Annotated in this window: 17 protein-coding genes and 9 tRNA genes; 23 read left to right on the forward strand and 3 right to left on the reverse strand. The window is 36.2% G+C overall.

Annotated elements, in window-relative coordinates; translation table 11 throughout:
* Positions 1-261: 261 nt before the first annotated feature.
* On the forward strand, positions 262-876 hold the full coding sequence (locus tag NEH74_RS10340) for a PH domain-containing protein (protein WP_055244777.1): 615 nt from the start codon (positions 262-264) through the stop codon (positions 874-876).
* Positions 877-903: 27 nt separating this feature from the next.
* On the opposite strand, the gene NEH74_RS10345 is transcribed toward NEH74_RS10340, so the two are convergent.
* From NEH74_RS10345 to NEH74_RS10355, 3 genes are all read right to left on the reverse strand, one after another.
* Entirely contained in the window at positions 904-1,518 is a 615-nt protein-coding gene (locus NEH74_RS10345) for a sugar O-acetyltransferase (protein WP_055244776.1), read from the reverse strand.
* An 80-nt stretch (positions 1,519-1,598) separates the two neighbouring features.
* Positions 1,599-1,820, reverse strand: coding sequence for a hypothetical protein (locus NEH74_RS10350; RefSeq protein WP_055305312.1), 222 nt, complete (start codon positions 1,818-1,820; stop codon positions 1,599-1,601).
* 125 nt (positions 1,821-1,945) lie between these two features.
* Positions 1,946-2,812, reverse strand: a complete 867-nt coding sequence (locus NEH74_RS10355; protein WP_055305313.1) for a DUF4438 domain-containing protein — start codon at positions 2,810-2,812, stop codon at positions 1,946-1,948.
* A 301-nt stretch (positions 2,813-3,113) separates the two neighbouring features.
* On the opposite strand from NEH74_RS10355, the gene NEH74_RS10360 reads away from it, so the two are divergent.
* The 22 genes from NEH74_RS10360 to NEH74_RS10465 all read left to right on the forward strand — a co-directional run bounded on the left by NEH74_RS10360 (position 3,114) and on the right by NEH74_RS10465 (position 17,962).
* The gene (locus NEH74_RS10360; protein WP_055305314.1) at positions 3,114-4,181 is read left to right on the forward strand and encodes an NAD(P)H-dependent flavin oxidoreductase; all 1,068 of its coding nucleotides are present in this window, start codon (positions 3,114-3,116) and stop codon (positions 4,179-4,181) included.
* 133 nt (positions 4,182-4,314) lie between these two features.
* Positions 4,315-4,821 carry an acetyl-CoA carboxylase biotin carboxyl carrier protein gene (gene accB, locus NEH74_RS10365; RefSeq protein ID WP_055277305.1) on the forward strand — a complete coding sequence of 169 codons (507 nt, stop codon included), beginning with the start codon at positions 4,315-4,317 and terminating at the stop codon, positions 4,819-4,821.
* A 33-nt stretch (positions 4,822-4,854) separates the two neighbouring features.
* Positions 4,855-6,210 (forward strand): acetyl-CoA carboxylase biotin carboxylase subunit, encoded by a 1,356-nt coding sequence (locus NEH74_RS10370; protein WP_055244760.1) that lies wholly within the window; start codon positions 4,855-4,857, stop codon positions 6,208-6,210.
* A 3-nt stretch (positions 6,211-6,213) separates the two neighbouring features.
* Complete coding sequence (gene accD / locus NEH74_RS10375) at positions 6,214-7,056, forward strand: acetyl-CoA carboxylase, carboxyltransferase subunit beta (RefSeq protein ID WP_055305315.1); 843 nt, start codon at positions 6,214-6,216, stop codon at positions 7,054-7,056.
* Entirely contained in the window at positions 7,056-7,994 is a 939-nt protein-coding gene (locus NEH74_RS10380) for an acetyl-CoA carboxylase carboxyltransferase subunit alpha (RefSeq protein WP_055305316.1), read from the forward strand. The genes accD and NEH74_RS10380 overlap by 1 nt, the downstream gene beginning before the upstream one ends.
* 26 nt (positions 7,995-8,020) lie before the next feature.
* A complete protein-coding gene (locus NEH74_RS10385) occupies positions 8,021-8,989 on the forward strand; it encodes a beta-ketoacyl-ACP synthase III (protein ID WP_055305317.1) in 969 nt (322 codons plus the stop codon).
* Positions 8,990-9,016: 27 nt separating this feature from the next.
* Positions 9,017-9,946: an enoyl-[acyl-carrier-protein] reductase FabK gene (gene fabK, locus NEH74_RS10390; RefSeq protein ID WP_055305318.1), complete on the forward strand. Its 930-nt coding sequence runs from the start codon at positions 9,017-9,019 to the stop codon at positions 9,944-9,946.
* 20 nt (positions 9,947-9,966) lie between these two features.
* Positions 9,967-10,896, forward strand: coding sequence for an ACP S-malonyltransferase (gene fabD / locus NEH74_RS10395; RefSeq protein WP_055305319.1), 930 nt, complete (start codon positions 9,967-9,969; stop codon positions 10,894-10,896).
* Positions 10,897-10,908: 12 nt separating this feature from the next.
* Complete coding sequence (gene fabG / locus NEH74_RS10400) at positions 10,909-11,652, forward strand: 3-oxoacyl-[acyl-carrier-protein] reductase (protein ID WP_055305320.1); 744 nt, start codon at positions 10,909-10,911, stop codon at positions 11,650-11,652.
* A gap of 18 nt (positions 11,653-11,670) precedes the next feature.
* The gene (fabF, locus tag NEH74_RS10405) at positions 11,671-12,909 is read left to right on the forward strand and encodes a beta-ketoacyl-ACP synthase II (RefSeq protein ID WP_055305321.1); all 1,239 of its coding nucleotides are present in this window, start codon (positions 11,671-11,673) and stop codon (positions 12,907-12,909) included.
* 46 nt (positions 12,910-12,955) lie between these two features.
* Positions 12,956-13,381: a 3-hydroxyacyl-ACP dehydratase FabZ gene (gene fabZ / locus NEH74_RS10410; protein WP_055244745.1), complete on the forward strand. Its 426-nt coding sequence runs from the start codon at positions 12,956-12,958 to the stop codon at positions 13,379-13,381.
* Between the two features lie 460 nt (positions 13,382-13,841).
* Positions 13,842-14,621 carry a histidinol-phosphatase gene (locus tag NEH74_RS10415; protein ID WP_055277318.1) on the forward strand — a complete coding sequence of 260 codons (780 nt, stop codon included), beginning with the start codon at positions 13,842-13,844 and terminating at the stop codon, positions 14,619-14,621.
* Between the two features lie 67 nt (positions 14,622-14,688).
* Positions 14,689-15,648, forward strand: coding sequence for a M23 family metallopeptidase (locus NEH74_RS10420; protein ID WP_055244741.1), 960 nt, complete (start codon positions 14,689-14,691; stop codon positions 15,646-15,648).
* Positions 15,649-15,784: 136 nt separating this feature from the next.
* Positions 15,785-15,875 (forward strand) — tRNA-Ser (locus NEH74_RS10425).
* Positions 15,876-15,906: 31 nt separating this feature from the next.
* Positions 15,907-15,983 (forward strand) — tRNA-Glu (locus tag NEH74_RS10430).
* Between the two features lie 7 nt (positions 15,984-15,990).
* A tRNA-Asp gene (locus NEH74_RS10435) sits at positions 15,991-16,066 on the forward strand.
* Between the two features lie 10 nt (positions 16,067-16,076).
* Positions 16,077-16,153 (forward strand) — tRNA-Pro (locus NEH74_RS10440).
* 9 nt (positions 16,154-16,162) lie between these two features.
* Positions 16,163-16,236: transfer RNA gene (locus NEH74_RS10445), tRNA-Gly, on the forward strand.
* 36 nt (positions 16,237-16,272) lie between these two features.
* Positions 16,273-16,358: transfer RNA gene (locus NEH74_RS10450), tRNA-Leu, on the forward strand.
* A 41-nt stretch (positions 16,359-16,399) separates the two neighbouring features.
* Positions 16,400-16,476: transfer RNA gene (locus NEH74_RS10455), tRNA-Arg, on the forward strand.
* A 1,325-nt stretch (positions 16,477-17,801) separates the two neighbouring features.
* Positions 17,802-17,877: transfer RNA gene (locus NEH74_RS10460), tRNA-Asp, on the forward strand.
* Positions 17,878-17,885: 8 nt separating this feature from the next.
* Positions 17,886-17,962: transfer RNA gene (locus NEH74_RS10465), tRNA-Glu, on the forward strand.
* Positions 17,963-17,987 lie beyond the last annotated feature (25 nt).

Raw genomic sequence — 17,987 nt, forward strand, 5'->3', positions numbered from 1 at the left:
TTTTGATACAGCCCCTTTTATTTTTCAGTCTATCATTTCGCGTTTAAATAGTTACAAATGTCCATTATTCCGATTATTCAAATGCATTGACACTAAAGTTAAAAATGTTCCTTTCATTTTCTCACTCCTTTATGGGGATTTATAACACAAGTTTGAGAGAGGAAGAGAGTAAAAACACGATGGTTGATTTGTGGGCTCCCTATGCTATAATATCTTTAACCTATCTGTGAATAGGGCAATTATATAATAGAGGTGGATAAGATGTTAAAGAAGTTAGCTTCAGACGCATTAGGATTAAGTGATATTGGGAGAATTATTAGTCCGAGTGACTATGATAAAGTCGATGCTGATGATTTTATTATGCATGAGGATGAAGAGAAAATCTTTTTCTTAATTAAATCACGAACAGATGAGTACTGCTTTACCAACTTGGCTTTAATTCATGTTGATGGAACATCAGCAGTTAGTAAAAAACGTTTAGTGAAACGATATGATTACTATAAAAATGATATTAAACATGTCATGATTGAAACGGCTGGAACTGTCGATTTAGACTGTGAGTTAAAGTTTACGATGGGGAACGTTGACTTTTCAATTGATGTCAATCGTAATCAGCTAGAACAATTAAAAGATATTTATAAGGCATTAATTAAAATTGCTCATATCGTAGAAGAAAATAATATTTTACTAGAGAAATCTCAACAAACACTAAACTTAGCTGCACAAGCTTGTGGCTCACAACGATTTGAAACAGGAGATCTATCTCAAGTCTTCGCGAATGTTAATGAATATTCATTTAACTGGATTTATAAAGCACGTGAAACATATATTCAAAAAGATTTTACAGATGTTTTTAAAAATTATATTAATAACTAAAAAAAGAGAGCCTTGAGCTCTCTTTTTCTATTCAATATCAATTTTTAAATCACCATTATAATATTCAAAATCACGTTGACTGATTTCACGAATTACTTTACATGGATTTCCTACGGCAACAACATTAGCAGGGATATCTTTTGTTACAATACTTCCTGCACCAATCACCGTATTATCCCCAATCGTTACACCAGGAAGAACGACAGCACCTGCACCAATCCATACATTATTTCCAATCGTAATCGGAGAATTGAATTGAGCTTGTTTTCTTCGAAGTTCAGGGTGGATAGGGTGAGCAGCTGTTGCTAAGGTAACATTAGGTCCGAACATAACATTGTTTCCAACATAAATATGTGTATCGTCTACAAGGGTTAAATTGAAGTTAGCATAAACCCCATTTCCAAAGTGAACGTGATGTCCTCCCCAATTTGCATGAAGTGGAGGTTCAATATAGCATCCTTCTCCCACTTCAGCGAACATTTCTTTTAATAACTCTGTTCGTTTTTGAAGTTCGGTTGGACGTGTTTGGTTGAAGTCGTATAGACAATCTAAACATTTCTCTTGCTTTGCCATGAGTTCTTCATTATTGCAATAATATAATTTTTGATGATGCATACGCTCTAATGTTTCTTTGAAGTTCATATCTATTCCCCCTTTTTGATAATGCTTTCAGATGTTATCTTATCATGGGGATAATAGGAAATTCAATGTGGGAAACTTTATTAATTAGATGTATAATACTTTTTTAATTTTTCTAAATCTTTAGTATCGATCCATTCTTCAGAATATCCACAGTCACTACAAACATATCGATTAACAAGAATGGCACTAAAAATAGTCATTCCAATCATAATATTATTTCCGCTACCATAAGCGCCTGCTTTTCCAGGTATTTTTATAATTTCTGTACCTCCACATTTAGGGCAGGAGACATTATTTTTCATCTAATCACCTTCTTTACCTCATGGCCTTTTCCGGATAACTCACGCACGACCTCAATAGTTGGATTGGTATGACCATAAGCCGGAATACTGAAAAAGACAATCTTACTCATTGAAATCACCTATTATCATGAGCGACTTAACTTCTTCATATAATGAGTGATATTAGCATTATGATCGATAATAGGGTCAATCAGTGATTTCTTACAAGTCATGATTGTTGTAATGCCAGGCCCATGACCCATTTTTACACAATCACTATGTACAACAACTCCAATACTAACAGCACCTTTTAAATAGCCGCGTCCATAAGTATTATCACAATCTTGAAGTAAGACAAAGTCACCGAACTTTAATTTATCAAGATGAAGCCGTTTAATTTCATCCACATCAGCTGTCATGATATCGTAGTCGCCTGTATATGAACTAGCAGCACCGATGCCTGATCCCATTAAATAGGGTGGAACGATAGCAACAACAGGTACATGAATTTTACCATCGCACTCTGCAATTTCGAGTTGTTCAAATAAATCGGGATCGATATTCATAACTTTGATGTCTAGATAATCAAGTAATTGTAAACCTTGTCCATAGGCTTGAATTATGATTTTATCATCGATACATAAGTCTTCTAAAATACATTCATCAAAATGAATCATCGTATGCTCGATTCCACCATGAGTACCAGTGACATAACCTAGTTTACCTTTTGCATCGCCACTAATAATTTTTGCTTTATTCCCAATACATGCAAATGTCGTTAATGCAGTATTTTCATTTTTATCTTCATTCCGGATAGAGACACCAGGCTCAACATGATCACCAGCCCATCCAAAAGCAGGATCCCCAATGTGAACATTATAAGAAATCCCCCCAGTAGCCGGTAAAACCATTGGAATTCCTTCATGAGTAATTCGATATCCCCCTCCAGTTGGATGATGAACCTTTCCCTGGACTGACCATTTTACGACACGATCACGATTTGTTCTTAGCATTTATAACACCTTCCTTTTGATAAAGCATATTGTTTATTCTAAAAAGATAGACGTTATTTTTATCGAAAATACCGATTAACGATCACTGTCCTTTTCTCGACCGTTAAAGTGAAAAGGATAAAATTAGTCTTCTATATGATGGAGAAATAACTTTGAAAATCTAAATTTTTATTTTGATTATCAAAAAAATATTCACTTTTTCTAAAAAGTTATGTTATAATCCTTCACATAGTTTTATAAATAGTTAAATGTAATATGTTATGTAGTTTTAAATACTAAATGATTATAGGTGGTGAGTTAAATGGATATTAAACCATTGAAAATCGGAAAATTTACACTTGAGCTTCCAATTATCCAAGGTGGAATGGGGATTGGAATTTCGCGTTCAAACTTAGCAGCAGCTGTTTCAAATAGTGGAGGACTTGGAGTTTTATCAGGTGCACAAATTGGTCATGATGAACCAGATTTTGAAACGAATACATTACAAGCGAATTTAAGAGCGATTAAAAAACATATCCAAAAAGCAAAAGCAGTAGCAAAGGGAAAGATGATAGGAATTAACCTCATGGTGGCGATGGAACATTATGAAGAGCATGTTGAAGCAGCCGTTGAGGCAGGAGTAGATATTATTATTTCTGGTGCCGGTTTACCTTTAACATTACCCGCTCACTTAAAAGGAAGTCAAACGATGTTTGCACCTATCGTTTCAAGCGGTCGTGCAGCAAAAGCTTTACTCAAAAATTATGATCGTAAATATCAGGTAGCTCCTGACATGATCGTTATTGAAGGTCCAAAAGCTGGTGGACATTTAGGATTTAAAGCTGAAGATATTGAGAATGATACGATTGATTTAGATCAAATTGTCAGAGATGTCATTGAAGTTTCAGTGCCATATGCTGAAAAATACAATAAGGAAATTCCAATAATCGTTGCCGGCGGTGTCTTTGATGGGGCAGATATTGCTCATTACTTAGAATTAGGAGCCTCTGGTGTTCAAATGGCTACTCGATTTATTGCAACTGAGGAGTGTGATGCTCATCCAAATTTCAAACAAGCTATTATCGATGCAAAAGAAGAAGATATCATTTTAGTTAAGAGCCCAGTTGGGATGCCAGGACGTGCGATTCGTAATCCTTTTAGCGCTAAATATGGGATTCAACGTGAGAAAATCAAAAAATGTTATAACTGCGTTAAACCATGTAATCCAGCAACTACAGTTTATTGTATTAGTAAAGCTTTACTTCATGCGGTTCGAGGTGAAGTGGATGATGCCCTATTATTCTGTGGGGCGAATGCTTACCGAGTCAATGAATTAACAACAGTAGATGAATTAATGCAAACTTTAAAAAATGAAATCTTAGCTATCTAGATAAAAATTTCAAATGAATATTATGGAAATCATTGACAGAGTTTAATCTGTCCTTTATATTAAATATTATATTTGAAAATCAAACTATTTGAAAAATAAAGTATTTGAATTTAAAACTAATGGAGGAATTGAGATGAACCCGACAACTAATCCATCTACTAAAGATAAAAAGAAACCTGATTATATGGATCAAGTGTTACAACTCATGGATCGCTTCTCGGATAGTGATATGACCCAACTTCAAGTCGAAGTAGAAGGGTTTAAAATTTCACTTCAACGTGAAGTAAAAGAAATTATTCAAACAGTGACTCAGACGCAACCTAAAGTAGCGGAAGTTGTACCAGTGACTCAAACCCAAATTGTGGCTGTGAATAATGAAACAATTGAAGTGAGTTCCTCTACGGGTGGAAAGGAAGTAAAAGCACCATTAGTTGGAACGTTTTATAGTTCAAATGAACCTGGTGGAAAACCTTTTGTATCGGTAGGGGACACTGTTAAGAAGGGGCAACCACTCTGTATTATTGAAGCCATGAAGGTGATGAATGAAATTGAATCGCCATATGATGGTGTGATTAAAGAAATTAAAGTACAAAATGAAGAAGCAGTTGGCTTTGATCAAATTTTAATGGTTATTGAATAGTATATGAAGTTCGTAAAAAGGTGAGGTGTCAATATGCTACACAAGATATTAATTGCTAATCGTGGCGAAATTGCAGTCCGAATTATCCGTGCATGTAAAGAAATGGGGATCGAAACTGTTGCAATTTATTCAACAGCAGATGATAGAGGGCTACATGTGGACTTAGCTGATGAGGCGATCTGTGTGGGACCAACCAAAATTCAAGATAGCTACTTAAATATGAATAATATTTTGAGTGCATCAGTAGCCACTGGATGTGATGCCATTCATCCTGGCTTTGGTTTCTTATCTGAAAATAGTACTTTTGCTGCATTAACAGAAGAGTTAGGATTAAAATTTATCGGACCAAAAGGTTCAGTCATTGATAATATGGGAAATAAATCAAAGGCTCGTGAAATGATGATTGAAGCCGGTGTTCCTGTTGTACCAGGTTCGGATGGATTAATTGAAACAGTTGAGCAAGGAAAAGAGATTGCTCTTCAAATTGGTTATCCAGTTTTAGTTAAAGCATCAGCTGGTGGAGGGGGACGCGGAATGCGTATTATCCACAATGAAGGTGAATTTGAAGACTTATTTCAAACGGCAAAGTTAGAAGCAAAAATGGCATTTGGGGATGATTCAATGTACATGGAAAAATTCGTTGAAAATCCACGCCACATTGAATTTCAAATTTTAGCTGATCACTTTGGAAATGTTGTTCACTTATACGATCGCGATTGTTCAGTTCAACGTCGTAATCAAAAAGTCATTGAAGAAGCACCCTCTCCTGTTTTAGATGATGAAACACGTAGGAAAATGGGAGAAATGGCTGTTCGTGCAGCCCAAACAGTTGGATATGAAAATGCAGGAACGATTGAATTTTTATTAGATAAACACAATAACTTTTATTTTATCGAAATGAATACCCGTATTCAGGTTGAGCACCCAATTACAGAAATGATTACGGGGATTGATTTAATTAAAGAGCAAATTAAGATTGCATCTAACTTACCTTTATCTTTCAAGCAAGAAGATATTAAAGTGACAGGGCATGCCATCGAGTGTCGGATTAATGCTGAAAATCCATCTCAAAATTTCAAACCATCACCAGGTCAAGTGATGACATTGAATCTTCCAAGTGGATTTGGAGTTCGTGTAGATACATCTGTTTATCAGGGATATCATATTCCCCCTTTTTATGATTCAATGGTTGGAAAATTAATCGTTCACGGCGATGATCGTGAAGAAGCCATTGCTAAGATGAAACGATCATTAGAAGAATTAGTTGTTGAAGGAATCGAAACAAATATCGATTTCCAGTATGCCATCATGGAACATCCTAACTTTATTGAAAGTGATTATGATACAAGTTTTATTCAGAAACATATGCATGAATTGGAGGTGAGCTAGAACATGGGATTCTTTTTACAACGTCAAAAGAAAGTAAAACCATCTACACCTAAACGAGATATTAATGATGGGATTTATACAAAATGTGAGTCTTGTAAAGAAGTTTTAGCTATCAGGCAACTGAATTCAAACTTGGAGGTTTGCCCAAGTTGTGGCTTTCATCATCGAATGTCTGCAGCTAAACGCCTTGAAAGTCTTGTTGATGAGGGAACGTTTAAGGAAATTAATCACCGATTATTTACGCTTAATCCACTTAACTTTCCAGGTTATGAAAAGAAAATTCAAGGATTGATGGAAGACAACGGAATTAATGAGGCCGTTATCACAGGGATTGGAAAAATAAATGGTCAAACAGTAGCGATTGGTGTAATGGATAGTTATTTTTTAATGGCAAGTATGGGGTCTGTTGTTGGGGAAAAGATTACTCGTTTAATCGAAGTATCTATCTCGCGAAAGTTACCATTGATTCTTGTCTGTGCTTCAGGTGGAGCTCGTATGCAAGAAGGTATATATTCATTGATGCAGATGGCTAAAACATCAGCCGCCCTTGCGAAGCATCATCAGGCAGGTTTACTTTATCTGAGTGTGTTAACTCAACCAACCATGGGAGGAGTAACGGCTTCATTTGCCACACTTGGAGATATTATTATTGCTGAAAAAGGAGCTGCGATTGGATTTGCAGGGTGCCGTGTTGTTGAACAGACGATTAAACAATCACTACCAGATCACTTCCAAACAGCAGAATTTTTACAAGAAAAAGGACTTGTTGACATCGTTGTTAGCCGTCAAAAGTTAAAGCAAACAATCTCAGAACTCGTTGAATTACATGAAGGGAGTGATGCGTAATGTCAATTTTAGATCTTGAAGCTAAAATTGCAGAAATTCAAGCTCGTCTTGATGAGATTTCCATTGAAAATCATGCAGAAGTTGAAGAACTACAACAGCAATTACGCCTTTATAAAACTCGTGCCTATGAAAATTTAACAGCCTGGGACCATGTCACATTAGCACGTCATCCAAAACGCCCTAAAGCTCGTGATTACATCGATTACATTTTTGATTCGTTTATCGAATTACATGGCGATCGCTTATATCGAGATGATGAAGCTATTATTGGCGGAATCGCAAAGCTAGGCAATCAAGTCGTGACTGTTATTGCTCATCAAAAAGGGAATACGACGGCTGAAAACATTAAATATAACTTCGGAATGCCCCATCCAGAAGGATATCGAAAAGCGTTACGTTTAATGAAACAAGCTGAAAAATTTAATCGTCCAGTCATTACTTTTATTGATACGCCAGGTGCTTATCCTGGGCCAGAAGCGGAAGAGCGTGGGCAAGGTCATGCAATTGCAGAGTGTTTACGAGATATGTCGAGCTTAAAAGTTCCAACTCTTTCAATCGTTATTGGAGAAGGTGGAAGTGGTGGAGCATTAGCACTTGGTGTTAGTGACCAAATTTGGATGTTACAATATGCCATCTACTCAATTCTGTCACCTGAGGGGTTTGCTTCGATTTTATATAAAGATGGTTCACGTGCCAAGGAAGCGGCTGAAGTCATGAAGCTGACAGCTAATCATTACTTAGAAATGGGGATTATTGAACGTATTATCAAGGAACCAATTGGTGGAGCCCATCAATTTCCACAATATGTTTTTGATCAATTAAAATCTCAATTAGAAGAATATTTAACTCAAACACAGAAATTATCTACCAAACAAATGCTAGCTAAACGTTATCGAAAATATCGTTCGATTGGAGAATATGATCACTTCAATCGTTAATTTATCAGAAAGTTGAGGTGAGTTTAGTGGGGATTAAAATTGTTGGAAGTGGTCTTTATGTTCCAACTTCAAAGCTTAGCAATAAACAACTTGAGTCAATTGTTGAAACAACCGATGAATGGATTTCAACCCGGACAGGGATTGCTAATCGTCATATTGTTTCAACTGAAAATACCGTTGATTTAGCTTATGAATCAGCTAAACGTGCCATTGAACACGGTAATGTCGATCCTTCAGAAATTGGGTTAATTATTGTTGCAACATTCACACCGGAACAATTAACCCCCTCAACGGCTTGTCTCGTTCAATCAAGACTTGGATTGAATCATCAACAAATGATTGCCTTTGATATCAATGCTGCTTGTACTGGGTTCGTTTATGCCTTAAGTATTGCTGAACAATTTCTCAAAGCCAAAACAGTCAAAAAAGCATTAGTTATCGGCTCAGAGGTTTTATCAAAAATTATGGATTGGGAAGACCGTTCAACGTGTGTTTTATTTGGAGATGGAGCAGGAGCGGCTGTTGTAGAATATGACGATAGTATTGAACATAGTTTTTATTTGAATTCATCAGGTGATGAACAAGGGGCTTTAAAAACAACTAAACTTTCAGTTAATAACCCGTTACATCAAGAAGAAATTGAACCTATTCATTTTTATATGAATGGACAACAAGTGTTTAAATTTGCTGTGACCGCAATAAAAGAAACCATAACAACCTTATTAACACAAAATAATCTTTCATTAGATGATATTAATTTAGTTATCCCACATCAAGCCAATAAACGAATCATTGATAAAGTTGTTAAAGATTTAAAAGCTTCAAGCGAGCAGTTCTTTTTAAATGTCTCGGATTATGGAAATACATCAGCAGCAAGTATACCAATCGCATTAAATGATGCCATCACAAAACAACAAATTAAAAATGGCGATCAAATCATGCTCATCGGATTTGGTGGCGGATTAACATGGGGCGGATGTATCGTCTCTATTTAGACTTCAATTATAAAGGAGGATAAAAAGATGTCTTTGACAACTTTATTAAATATAAAATATCCAATTATCCAAGGGGGGATGGCGAACATCTCTTTAGCCGAACTTGCTGCTGCCGTTTCAAATGCAGGTGGACTTGGAATTATTGGTTCTGGTGGTTGGGATGCCGATCGCTTAAAAAGTGAAATTAGAAAATGTAAAGAACTAACAGATAAACCTTTTGGTGTTAACTTAATGCTAATGAATCCACATTGTGATGATTTAGCTAAAGTCATCGTTGAAGAAGGAGTAAAAGTTGTTACAACTGGGGCTGGAAGTCCTGGTCCATATATCGCTATGTTCAAAGAAGCAGGAATTAAAATAATTCCAGTTGTTCCTTCAGTTGCACTAGCTAAACGTATGGCTCGTCTAGGAGTTGATGCAATCATTGCCGAAGGAACGGAATCAGGTGGGCACGTAGGTGAATTAACAACAATGGCACTTCTTCCCCAAGTTGTAGACGCCGTTGATTTACCAGTCATCGCTGCAGGTGGAATTGCTGATGGACGTGGATTCATTGCTGCTATGGCATTAGGTGCATGTGGTGTTCAAATTGGAACCCGCTTCTTAACAGCTAAAGAATGCCCAGTGCATGATAACTACAAACAAGCAATACTCAAAGCAAAAGATACAGATACCGTCGTAACGGGACGTAGTGTCGGAGTTCCAGTACGTTGTTTAAAAAATTCAATGACTCGTGAATATATTGCGCTTGAAAAACAAGGAGTGTCAGCGGAGGAACTTGAATATTTAACCTTAGGCTCACTTCGTAAAGCAGTCCTTGAAGGTGATACAAAAGGTGGTTCGGTAATGGTTGGCCAAGTGGCAGGAATGCTTTCACAAGTTCAAACTGTTTCTGAAATTATAGAAGATATCTACAATCATGCGTCAACAGTTAGTCAAAATCTAAAAATTGGTTAATGATAAAGGGAGAATTGATTATGTCAAAAATCGCATTTCTGTTTTCAGGACAAGGGTCACAATATGTAGGAATGGGACAATCATTTTATGAATCAAGTGAAACAGCACGTCGATTAATGGACGAAGCTAATACTTTACTACCATTCGATTTAAAAGAAATCTGCTTTGAAGATTCAAAAGAGTTAATTAATCAAACCACTTATACACAACCCGCTATCTTTGTTGTCTCTCAAATGGCATTAGCTCTATTAAAGGAAGCTGGAATTAAAGCCGATGTTGTAGCTGGATTTAGCTTAGGAGAATATTCAGCTTTATGTGCAGCTCATGTCTTCAATTTTACAGAGGGTGTTTCACTTGTGGCGAAGAGGGGAGAATTGATGGGGACTGCTTCAAATAACGGAAAAATGGCAGCTTTATTAGGATTAGATCTACAAAAAGCACAAGCCGTCTGTGATGAAGCATCATCTAAAGGAATCGTTGAGCTCGCTAACTTAAACTGTCCAGGACAAATTGTCATCGGTGGGGAAGCACAAGCCGTGACGTATGCTTGTGAAATTGCTAAAAATCATGGAGCAAAACGTGCTTTAGTTTTACCTGTAAGTGGGCCATTCCATACGTCTTTATTAAAAGAAACAGCTCAAACTTTTGGGCAATTACTAGAATCAAAAGAGTTAAAAGAACCTCAAACCCCAATTGTTTTAAATGTACTTGGTGATTATTATCAGACAGACTTAAACTTAAAAGAATTAATGGTTCAACAAATGGCCACTAGCGTGAAATGGGAAGCGAGTATTCGTCAAATGATAGCAAACGGTGTTGATACCTTCATCGAAATTGGTCCTGGAAAAACATTAAGTGGATTTGTTAAAAAAATTGATCGAAGTGTAAAAATCTTAAACGTTGAAGATATGGATTCACTACAGAAAACACTTGCTGCATTAAATAGCTAGGAGGAGAATCAGATGAAATTAAACGGAAAAGTAGCCCTTGTCACAGGAGCTTCGCGTGGAATTGGAGCAGCTATTGCTTCAAAACTTGCCTCACTTGGTTGCGATGTTGCGATTAACTATGCTGGAAATATCCAAAAAGCAGAAGAAACATTAAATTCAGTGAAAGCATATGGCGTGAATGCACAAATCTATCAAGCAAACGTCGCTAACTACGAAGAAGTCGAAGCAATGACAAAACAAATTATTAAAGACTTCGGTCATTTAGATATCATTATTAACAATGCCGGAATTACGTCAGATAATCTAATGATGAGAATGGATCAAGATTCATTTGATTCTGTTATTGATGTGAACTTAAAAGGAACATGGAATGTATGTAAGAGTATTACACGTCCAATTCTAAAACAGCGTTCAGGCGTGATTATTAACTTATCATCAGTTGTTGGAATCAACGGGAATGTGGGACAAGTTAACTATGCAGCTTCTAAAGCAGGAGTCATCGGATTAACGAAATCACTAGCAAAAGAATTTGCATCACGCAATATTCGTGTAAATGCTGTTGCCCCTGGTTATGTAAAATCAGATATGACTGCTAAATTATCAGAAGAAATTACAGAAAAAGTATTAGAAAATATCCCGTTAGGACAACTAGGGGAAGTAGAAGATATCGCCAATTCAGTCGCATTTTTAGTAAGTGATGAAGCGCGCTATATTACCGGTCAAGTTTTAGTTGTTGACGGTGGAATGGCAATTTAAATAAGGAAGGTGTAATTAATGAGTAAACGTAGAGTCGTAGTTACTGGATTAGGAACTGTTTGTCCAGTTGGAAATGATGTTGAAACGATGTGGGAAAACATTAAAAACGGAGTTTGTGGAATCGATGAAATTACTCATTTTGATACAACGGACTTCAAAGTCAAATTGGCTGGGGAAATTAAAAACCTTAATGTAGAGGATTATATCAATAAAAAAGAAGCAAAACGTTTAGATCGTTTTAGCCAACTAGCGATGATTGCCTCAAAACAAGCATACGAAGATGCAAGACTTAACCCGGAAGAAATCGATGCTAACCGTTTTGGAATCATCTTAAGTTCAGGAATTGGTGGGTTAGAAACCATCGAAAATGAAAAAGAAAAAGGTCTTAAAAAGGGATATGAACGCGTCTCTCCATTTTTCATCCCAATGGCAATTGGAAACTTAGCAGCTGGTAACGTGGCTATCATGTTAGGTGCTAAAGGGGCATGTTTAGATATTGTGACAGCCTGTGCAGCGGGAACAAACTCAATTGGAGAAGCATTCAAATACGTTCGTGATGGTTATGCAGACATTATGTTAACAGGTGGAGCTGAAGCCTCGATTACACCACTTGGAATTGGTGGATTCTCATCGATGAAAGCTTTATCAACAGCAACTGATAAAAATCGTGCCTCAATTCCGTTCGACGCAGAACGTAATGGATTTGTTATGGGAGAAGGAGCTGGAGCATTAGTATTAGAAGAATATGAGCACGCTAAGAAACGCGGGGCAACTATTTACGCTGAAATCATCGGATATGGAGTAAGTTGTGATGCCTTCCATATGACAGCACCTGATGCTGAAGCAAACGGAGCAGCAGCCTGCTTTAAAATGGCACTTAATGACGCCCAAATATCAGCAGATGATATTGACTACATTAACGCCCATGGTACATCAACACCATTAAACGATAAACTAGAAACATTAGGGGTTAAGAAAGTCTTTGGTGAAGATACAAAAGTCATGCTAAGTTCAACTAAAGGAAACACAGGTCATCTCCTAGGAGCAGCGGGGGCAGTTGAAGCTATTATTACCGTTAAATCATTACAAGATGGATTTGTTCCAGGAACGATTAACTATTCACAACCAGATCCTGAATGTAATTTAGATATCGTCCCTAATCAAGGACGTAAACAAGACATTCAATATGCCATGTCTAACTCATTAGGATTTGGTGGTCATAATGCATGCATCGTCCTTAAAAAATACGCTGGATAATCAAAAAATCTTTCTATATTATATAGGAAAATAAGAAGGTGAAGAAATGGTCTTAAATAGCAATCAAATTCAAGAAATTATCCCACACCGTTATCCATTCTTACTTATCGATCGAATCGATGAACTAGAACCAGGAAAACGTGCTTTAGGAGTTAAATGTGTTTCAGCTAATGAGATGCAATTCATGGGACACTTTCCACAACAACACGTCATGCCGGGCGTACTCATTATTGAAGCATTAGCACAAGTCGGAGCAGTCGCTATTTTAAGCTTAGAAGATAACAAGGGAAAAATCGCATACTTTGCTGGAATCAAATCAGCAAAATTCCGTCAAAAAGTCATTCCAGGTGATGTTCTCACATTAGAAACTGAACTCATCAAAGTTAAAGGAAGTATTGGAGTTGGTAAAGCAGTGGCTAAACTGGGAGATAAAGTAGCCGTTGAAGCTGAACTTACCTTTGCGATTGGATAATAAAAAGGGTGTAGAAAACTTAAAATTTCTACACCCTTTTTAATTATTGAACAAACATTATTGCTATAATAAAATAAAATCTAAAAAAAGTAGGTGTTAAAATGCCATTCTTACTAGGACTATTATTAATATTAGTTATATTTATAGGAATATTCTTTTTCCTGATCCAATCCAAAAAAATAAACTTTAAAAATAAAAAAAGGATACTTCAGGCTGAATTAGCGATTAATATTATCATTACACTCATATTATTAATTATTAGTGGATTAGGAATGACAATGTATTTCATTGTCTTTTGGCTAATCATTAGTGCACTTTGTTACTATCTATATAGTAATAACCATGAAAAACTAGGCTTCATAGGAACAGCATTCTGTACATTTTTCCTATGTATCTTCTTAATTTTACAACTTTGGATTTACGGAACATCATATTAAAAATATTTCGGGGGGAATAAAATATGATTAAAACGAACTTTCACACACATACAAAACGTTGCCAACATGCAGGTGGCGAAGATATTGAATATATCCAAGAAGCTATTAATGCAGGATTTAGTACATTAGGATTTTCAGATCATGCGCCATATCCAGACGATCGCTTTGGATTAAGAATGAAATATTCTGAATTAGATGAATACATCGAAACAATGAAAAAATTAAAAGAACAATTTAAAAATCAAATTCAACTACGTATTGGACTAGAAATTGAATACGATTCTCGAAAATCAGCATACTATGAACAGTTAATTAATGAAAAGGGAATTGACTATCTTGTATTAGGACAACACATTTATGTATCTGACCAAAAAAAATATATTAATACATACTTCCTTGAAAATACAATCCAGTATATCGAATATGCTAAATCAATTGAACAGGCACTAGCTACTGGCTATTTCGCTTTTGTCGCACACCCAGATTTAATGTTTCTTAATAATATGGAATGGGATGATAATTGTGAACAAGCTAGTAACATCATTATTGAGGCAGCGAATAGATACCAGACGCCCCTCGAATTTAATGCCAACGGTTTACGCCGAGGAATTCAAGAATACAGTGATGGAAAAAGATACCCTTATCCACATATGAAATTTTGGAAGCTAGTTGCTGATAAACAAATACCTGTATTGATTAACTCAGATGCCCATCATCCATCAAATATTAATGATGAATATGTTTCTAATGCAAGCCAAATGGCAATCAACTTAAACTTAAACATAATTAGTGATTATCAATAATCTTAGCTTCTAGTCGGCCCCTTTTTATTAATGTACTTTAAATTAAGGCTAGAAATGGGTGGACGACATGAAACGTAGATTTCTAATAATGAGTTTATCACTTGTCATGATAGTATTACCTAGTATCATTGCTAATGCGGATGATAGTAATCATGAAGCTAGAATGAAAATGTATAAAGACTATGAATTAGCCTCAGGAGTTCCCTGGTATGAAATTGCTGCAGTTGATCAGTATGAAAGAAATATTTATAAATTTAGAGAAGAATGCAAGGATTTAAAGTACGATACTATTTCCATCTGTATGATTAATGAACGCTGGTCAGGACCTGAGAATCCATATTATTATGATAATGACAGCTATACAATTAATCTTTTTGGTGGAATTGCTAAAGATGGTGATGGAGATGGTGTAGCAGATATTAATAATGAACATGATGTTATGTATACGATGGTCGAATACTTAAGATCATTCGATGACTTTGAAGGCGCAATAGAAGCCTACTATCAAAAAGAACAAGCAGTTATGGTCATCAAAGAAATTGCTAGTTTATTTGAACATTTTGATACGATAGTGTTAGATAAGCGATCATTACCAGTTTCAAAGCGTTATAGTTATAGTTTTCAAGATAACTACGGAGCTGCTCGAAGCTGGGGGGGAGCAAGATCTCATGAAGGAATAGATATCTTTGCATGTTATTCAACTCCTGTTTTATCGACTGCATATGGCGTAGTAGAAATAATGGGATGGAATGATTATGGCGGATACCGAATTGGGATTAGAGATATTTATAATACTTATCAATACTATGCCCACCTACAAGGTTTCGAAGGAGATTTAAAAGAAGGAGATATTGTAGAACCTGGACAAGTCATCGGATATGTAGGAAGTACAGGTTATGGTAAGGAGGGGACAAGCGGAAAGTTCCCACCACATTTACATTTTGGTCTATATAAATATGACGGACGTTGCGAATGGGCCTTTAATCCTTACCCACATCTAAGACGTTGGGAAAAAGAAAAACAATAATAAAGAGGGCAGTAATATGTGTATATTACTGCTTTTTTTAATAAAATAAAAAAAAGTTTGTAAAAAGTGTTGACTCTATTTGTAGAGCATGATATTATATAGAAGTCGTCAGGGACGACAAGAAAAAAAACAAAATGGAGCAGTACTCAAGTGGCTGAAGAGGTGCCCCTGCTAAGGGTATAGGTCGGGCAACCGGCGCGAGGGTTCAAATCCCTCCTGCTCCGCCATTATAAAAATGAATTGGTGAATTAAAAGTATGGCCCGTTGGTGAAGCGGTTTAACACACATGCCTTTCACGCATGCATACACGGGTTCGAATCCCGTACGGGTCACCATTCAAAAGGTCCAGTGGTGTAGCGGTTAACATGCCTGCCTGTCACGCAGGAGATCGCGGGTTCGATTCCCGTCTGGACCGCCATTTTAAAAAACGGGAAGTGGCTCAGCTTGGTAGAGCACCTGGTTTGGGACCAGGGGGTCGCAGGTTCGAATCCTGTCTTCCCGACCATTCGAATAAGCGGGTGTAGTTTAATGGTAGAACTTCAGCCTTCCAAGCTGACTGTGAGAGTTCGATTCTCTTCACCCGCTCCATTAATTTCATTGTGATGTGCCATGAATAAGCTGTATGCGGTCGTGGCGGAATGGTAGACGCGCCAGCTTGAGGGGCTGGTAGGAGCAATCCTGTGGAGGTTCGAGTCCTCTCGGCCGCACCATAATGAATGTCTAATCAACATCATCAAGAATAGCATAAACAGCGCCCATAGCTCAATTGGATAGAGCGTTTGACTACGGATCAAAAGGTTAGGGGTTCGACTCCTCTTGGGCGCGCCATAATAACAGATAATAATGAGTTCGAAGGAACTCTTTTTTTATTTCTTGTATACGAATGTATAACATTTAGGTAGTCGTTTTTATTTATTATGTTTACTTAAAAATACAATTTATCTATAATATGTCATTGATTTTAAATCCTAGCAGCCTAAGCTACTAGGGTTTTTTAAATTTAATTAGTTTTGAATTATGAGCTAAGTGATTTGAAGCGATAAAAGTTACAATATCTCAAGGGATTTCGTTAAATGCTATATTTTATTATTAATTCTTTTTCAATAGGAATAATAGTATACGAACTTATTATGTGTGTTAAAAATAGCAGCTTAGTTTTCAAAATTTGAAGAGTAGCTTGAAGTTCAGAGAAATTAATTTGAAACATCAGATGTTTGAAACACTAAACGAAGTAATAAGTTGTGTATTGAGATAGTGAGCAGAGTTTAAAAGTAATCAATAGTGACCTCTAAAATGATTATTTTTCTATGGATTTCTTAGTTACTGATATTGTAACAGGAGAGACTTAACATCTTTTTTTGATAATATGAAAGGAAGGTGGTACTTATCTAGTAACAGTCAATACTATAAAACCCAAACTAGGATTAGTTTTCTTTTATAATTTAAGAAAGTGTAAACAATTATTATAGCGATCAACTATATATCTTATAGTAAATAGACTAATATATTTATGTGTTTAGTTTGAGCAGAGGGAATTTCTATTTTAATGGCCGTATAAAAACGTGTTTGACGTTCAACAAAGGTAGGTAAACAACTGTTAATTTTACTACGACTCGAAATAGTGGTATCTACTGCTCCTCAAAGGAAAATACCTTGTTGTTACCAACAGAGATGAGAATCCTACTCCCCGTTCCCTACCAGTGGAGGATTTATTCATCTTCTATGAAGGGGGGAGCACATGTCCAAACGTTTCACGTCTTTTTACTTCTTTTGGACGTTGATGAATCGAGGTTCGAATATGTTAAGATTGGGATAACTCATGCATAGATCTCCTTTTTAAGAATTTGGTGTGGTAACTTCATTCAATAACAAATATTCTATTTATGAGCTTTTTTTATATGTCATACTTAATATTATAATTTGTGTTATATAAAAATGAATCATTCGAATACATATAGCAACAAAAGGCAAAGAAACTATTTATTATAATTAATTTCAAAAAAAACAAGAAAGTGTTGACAGGTTTCGACAGCGGTGATATTATATAGAAGTCGAAAGACAGAGGAATTAATCAAATTGAGGTTTTATTCTATATTTCAAAAAGGGTGTTGACAAAAAACAGCACCGATGATAAACTTAGAAAGTCGAAAAAAGGTCCAGTGGTGTAGCGGTTAACATGCCTGCCTGTCACGCAGGAGATCGCGGGTTCGATTCCCGTCTGGACCGCCATTTTTAATGGCCCGTTGGTGAAGCGGTTTAACACACATGCCTTTCACGCATGCATACACGGGTTCGAATCCCGTACGGGTCACCATTAATAAAAAAGTTTAAAAAGTGTT

Source organism: Turicibacter sp. GALT-G1 (assembly GCF_025594995.1).
GTDB lineage: Bacteria > Bacillota_I > Bacilli_A > MOL361 > Turicibacteraceae > Turicibacter > Turicibacter bilis.

What these genes read in the sequence shown, in the direction of transcription:
- NEH74_RS10340 (WP_055244777.1), top strand. Translation starts at nt 262, where the DNA reads ATGTTAAAGAAGTTAGCTTCAGACGCATTAGGATTAAGTGATATTGGG.
- NEH74_RS10345 (WP_055244776.1), bottom strand. Translation starts at nt 1,518, where the DNA reads ATGAACTTCAAAGAAACATTAGAGCGTATGCATCATCAAAAATTATAT.
- NEH74_RS10350 (WP_055305312.1), bottom strand. Translation starts at nt 1,820, where the DNA reads ATGAAAAATAATGTCTCCTGCCCTAAATGTGGAGGTACAGAAATTATA.
- NEH74_RS10355 (WP_055305313.1), bottom strand. Translation starts at nt 2,812, where the DNA reads ATGCTAAGAACAAATCGTGATCGTGTCGTAAAATGGTCAGTCCAGGGA.
- NEH74_RS10360 (WP_055305314.1), top strand. Translation starts at nt 3,114, where the DNA reads ATGGATATTAAACCATTGAAAATCGGAAAATTTACACTTGAGCTTCCA.
- accB (WP_055277305.1), top strand. Translation starts at nt 4,315, where the DNA reads ATGAACCCGACAACTAATCCATCTACTAAAGATAAAAAGAAACCTGAT.
- NEH74_RS10370 (WP_055244760.1), top strand. Translation starts at nt 4,855, where the DNA reads ATGCTACACAAGATATTAATTGCTAATCGTGGCGAAATTGCAGTCCGA.
- accD (WP_055305315.1), top strand. Translation starts at nt 6,214, where the DNA reads ATGGGATTCTTTTTACAACGTCAAAAGAAAGTAAAACCATCTACACCT.
- NEH74_RS10380 (WP_055305316.1), top strand. Translation starts at nt 7,056, where the DNA reads ATGTCAATTTTAGATCTTGAAGCTAAAATTGCAGAAATTCAAGCTCGT.
- fabK (WP_055305318.1), top strand. Translation starts at nt 9,017, where the DNA reads ATGTCTTTGACAACTTTATTAAATATAAAATATCCAATTATCCAAGGG.
- fabD (WP_055305319.1), top strand. Translation starts at nt 9,967, where the DNA reads ATGTCAAAAATCGCATTTCTGTTTTCAGGACAAGGGTCACAATATGTA.
- fabG (WP_055305320.1), top strand. Translation starts at nt 10,909, where the DNA reads ATGAAATTAAACGGAAAAGTAGCCCTTGTCACAGGAGCTTCGCGTGGA.
- fabF (WP_055305321.1), top strand. Translation starts at nt 11,671, where the DNA reads ATGAGTAAACGTAGAGTCGTAGTTACTGGATTAGGAACTGTTTGTCCA.
- fabZ (WP_055244745.1), top strand. Translation starts at nt 12,956, where the DNA reads ATGGTCTTAAATAGCAATCAAATTCAAGAAATTATCCCACACCGTTAT.
- NEH74_RS10415 (WP_055277318.1), top strand. Translation starts at nt 13,842, where the DNA reads ATGATTAAAACGAACTTTCACACACATACAAAACGTTGCCAACATGCA.
- NEH74_RS10420 (WP_055244741.1), top strand. Translation starts at nt 14,689, where the DNA reads ATGAAACGTAGATTTCTAATAATGAGTTTATCACTTGTCATGATAGTA.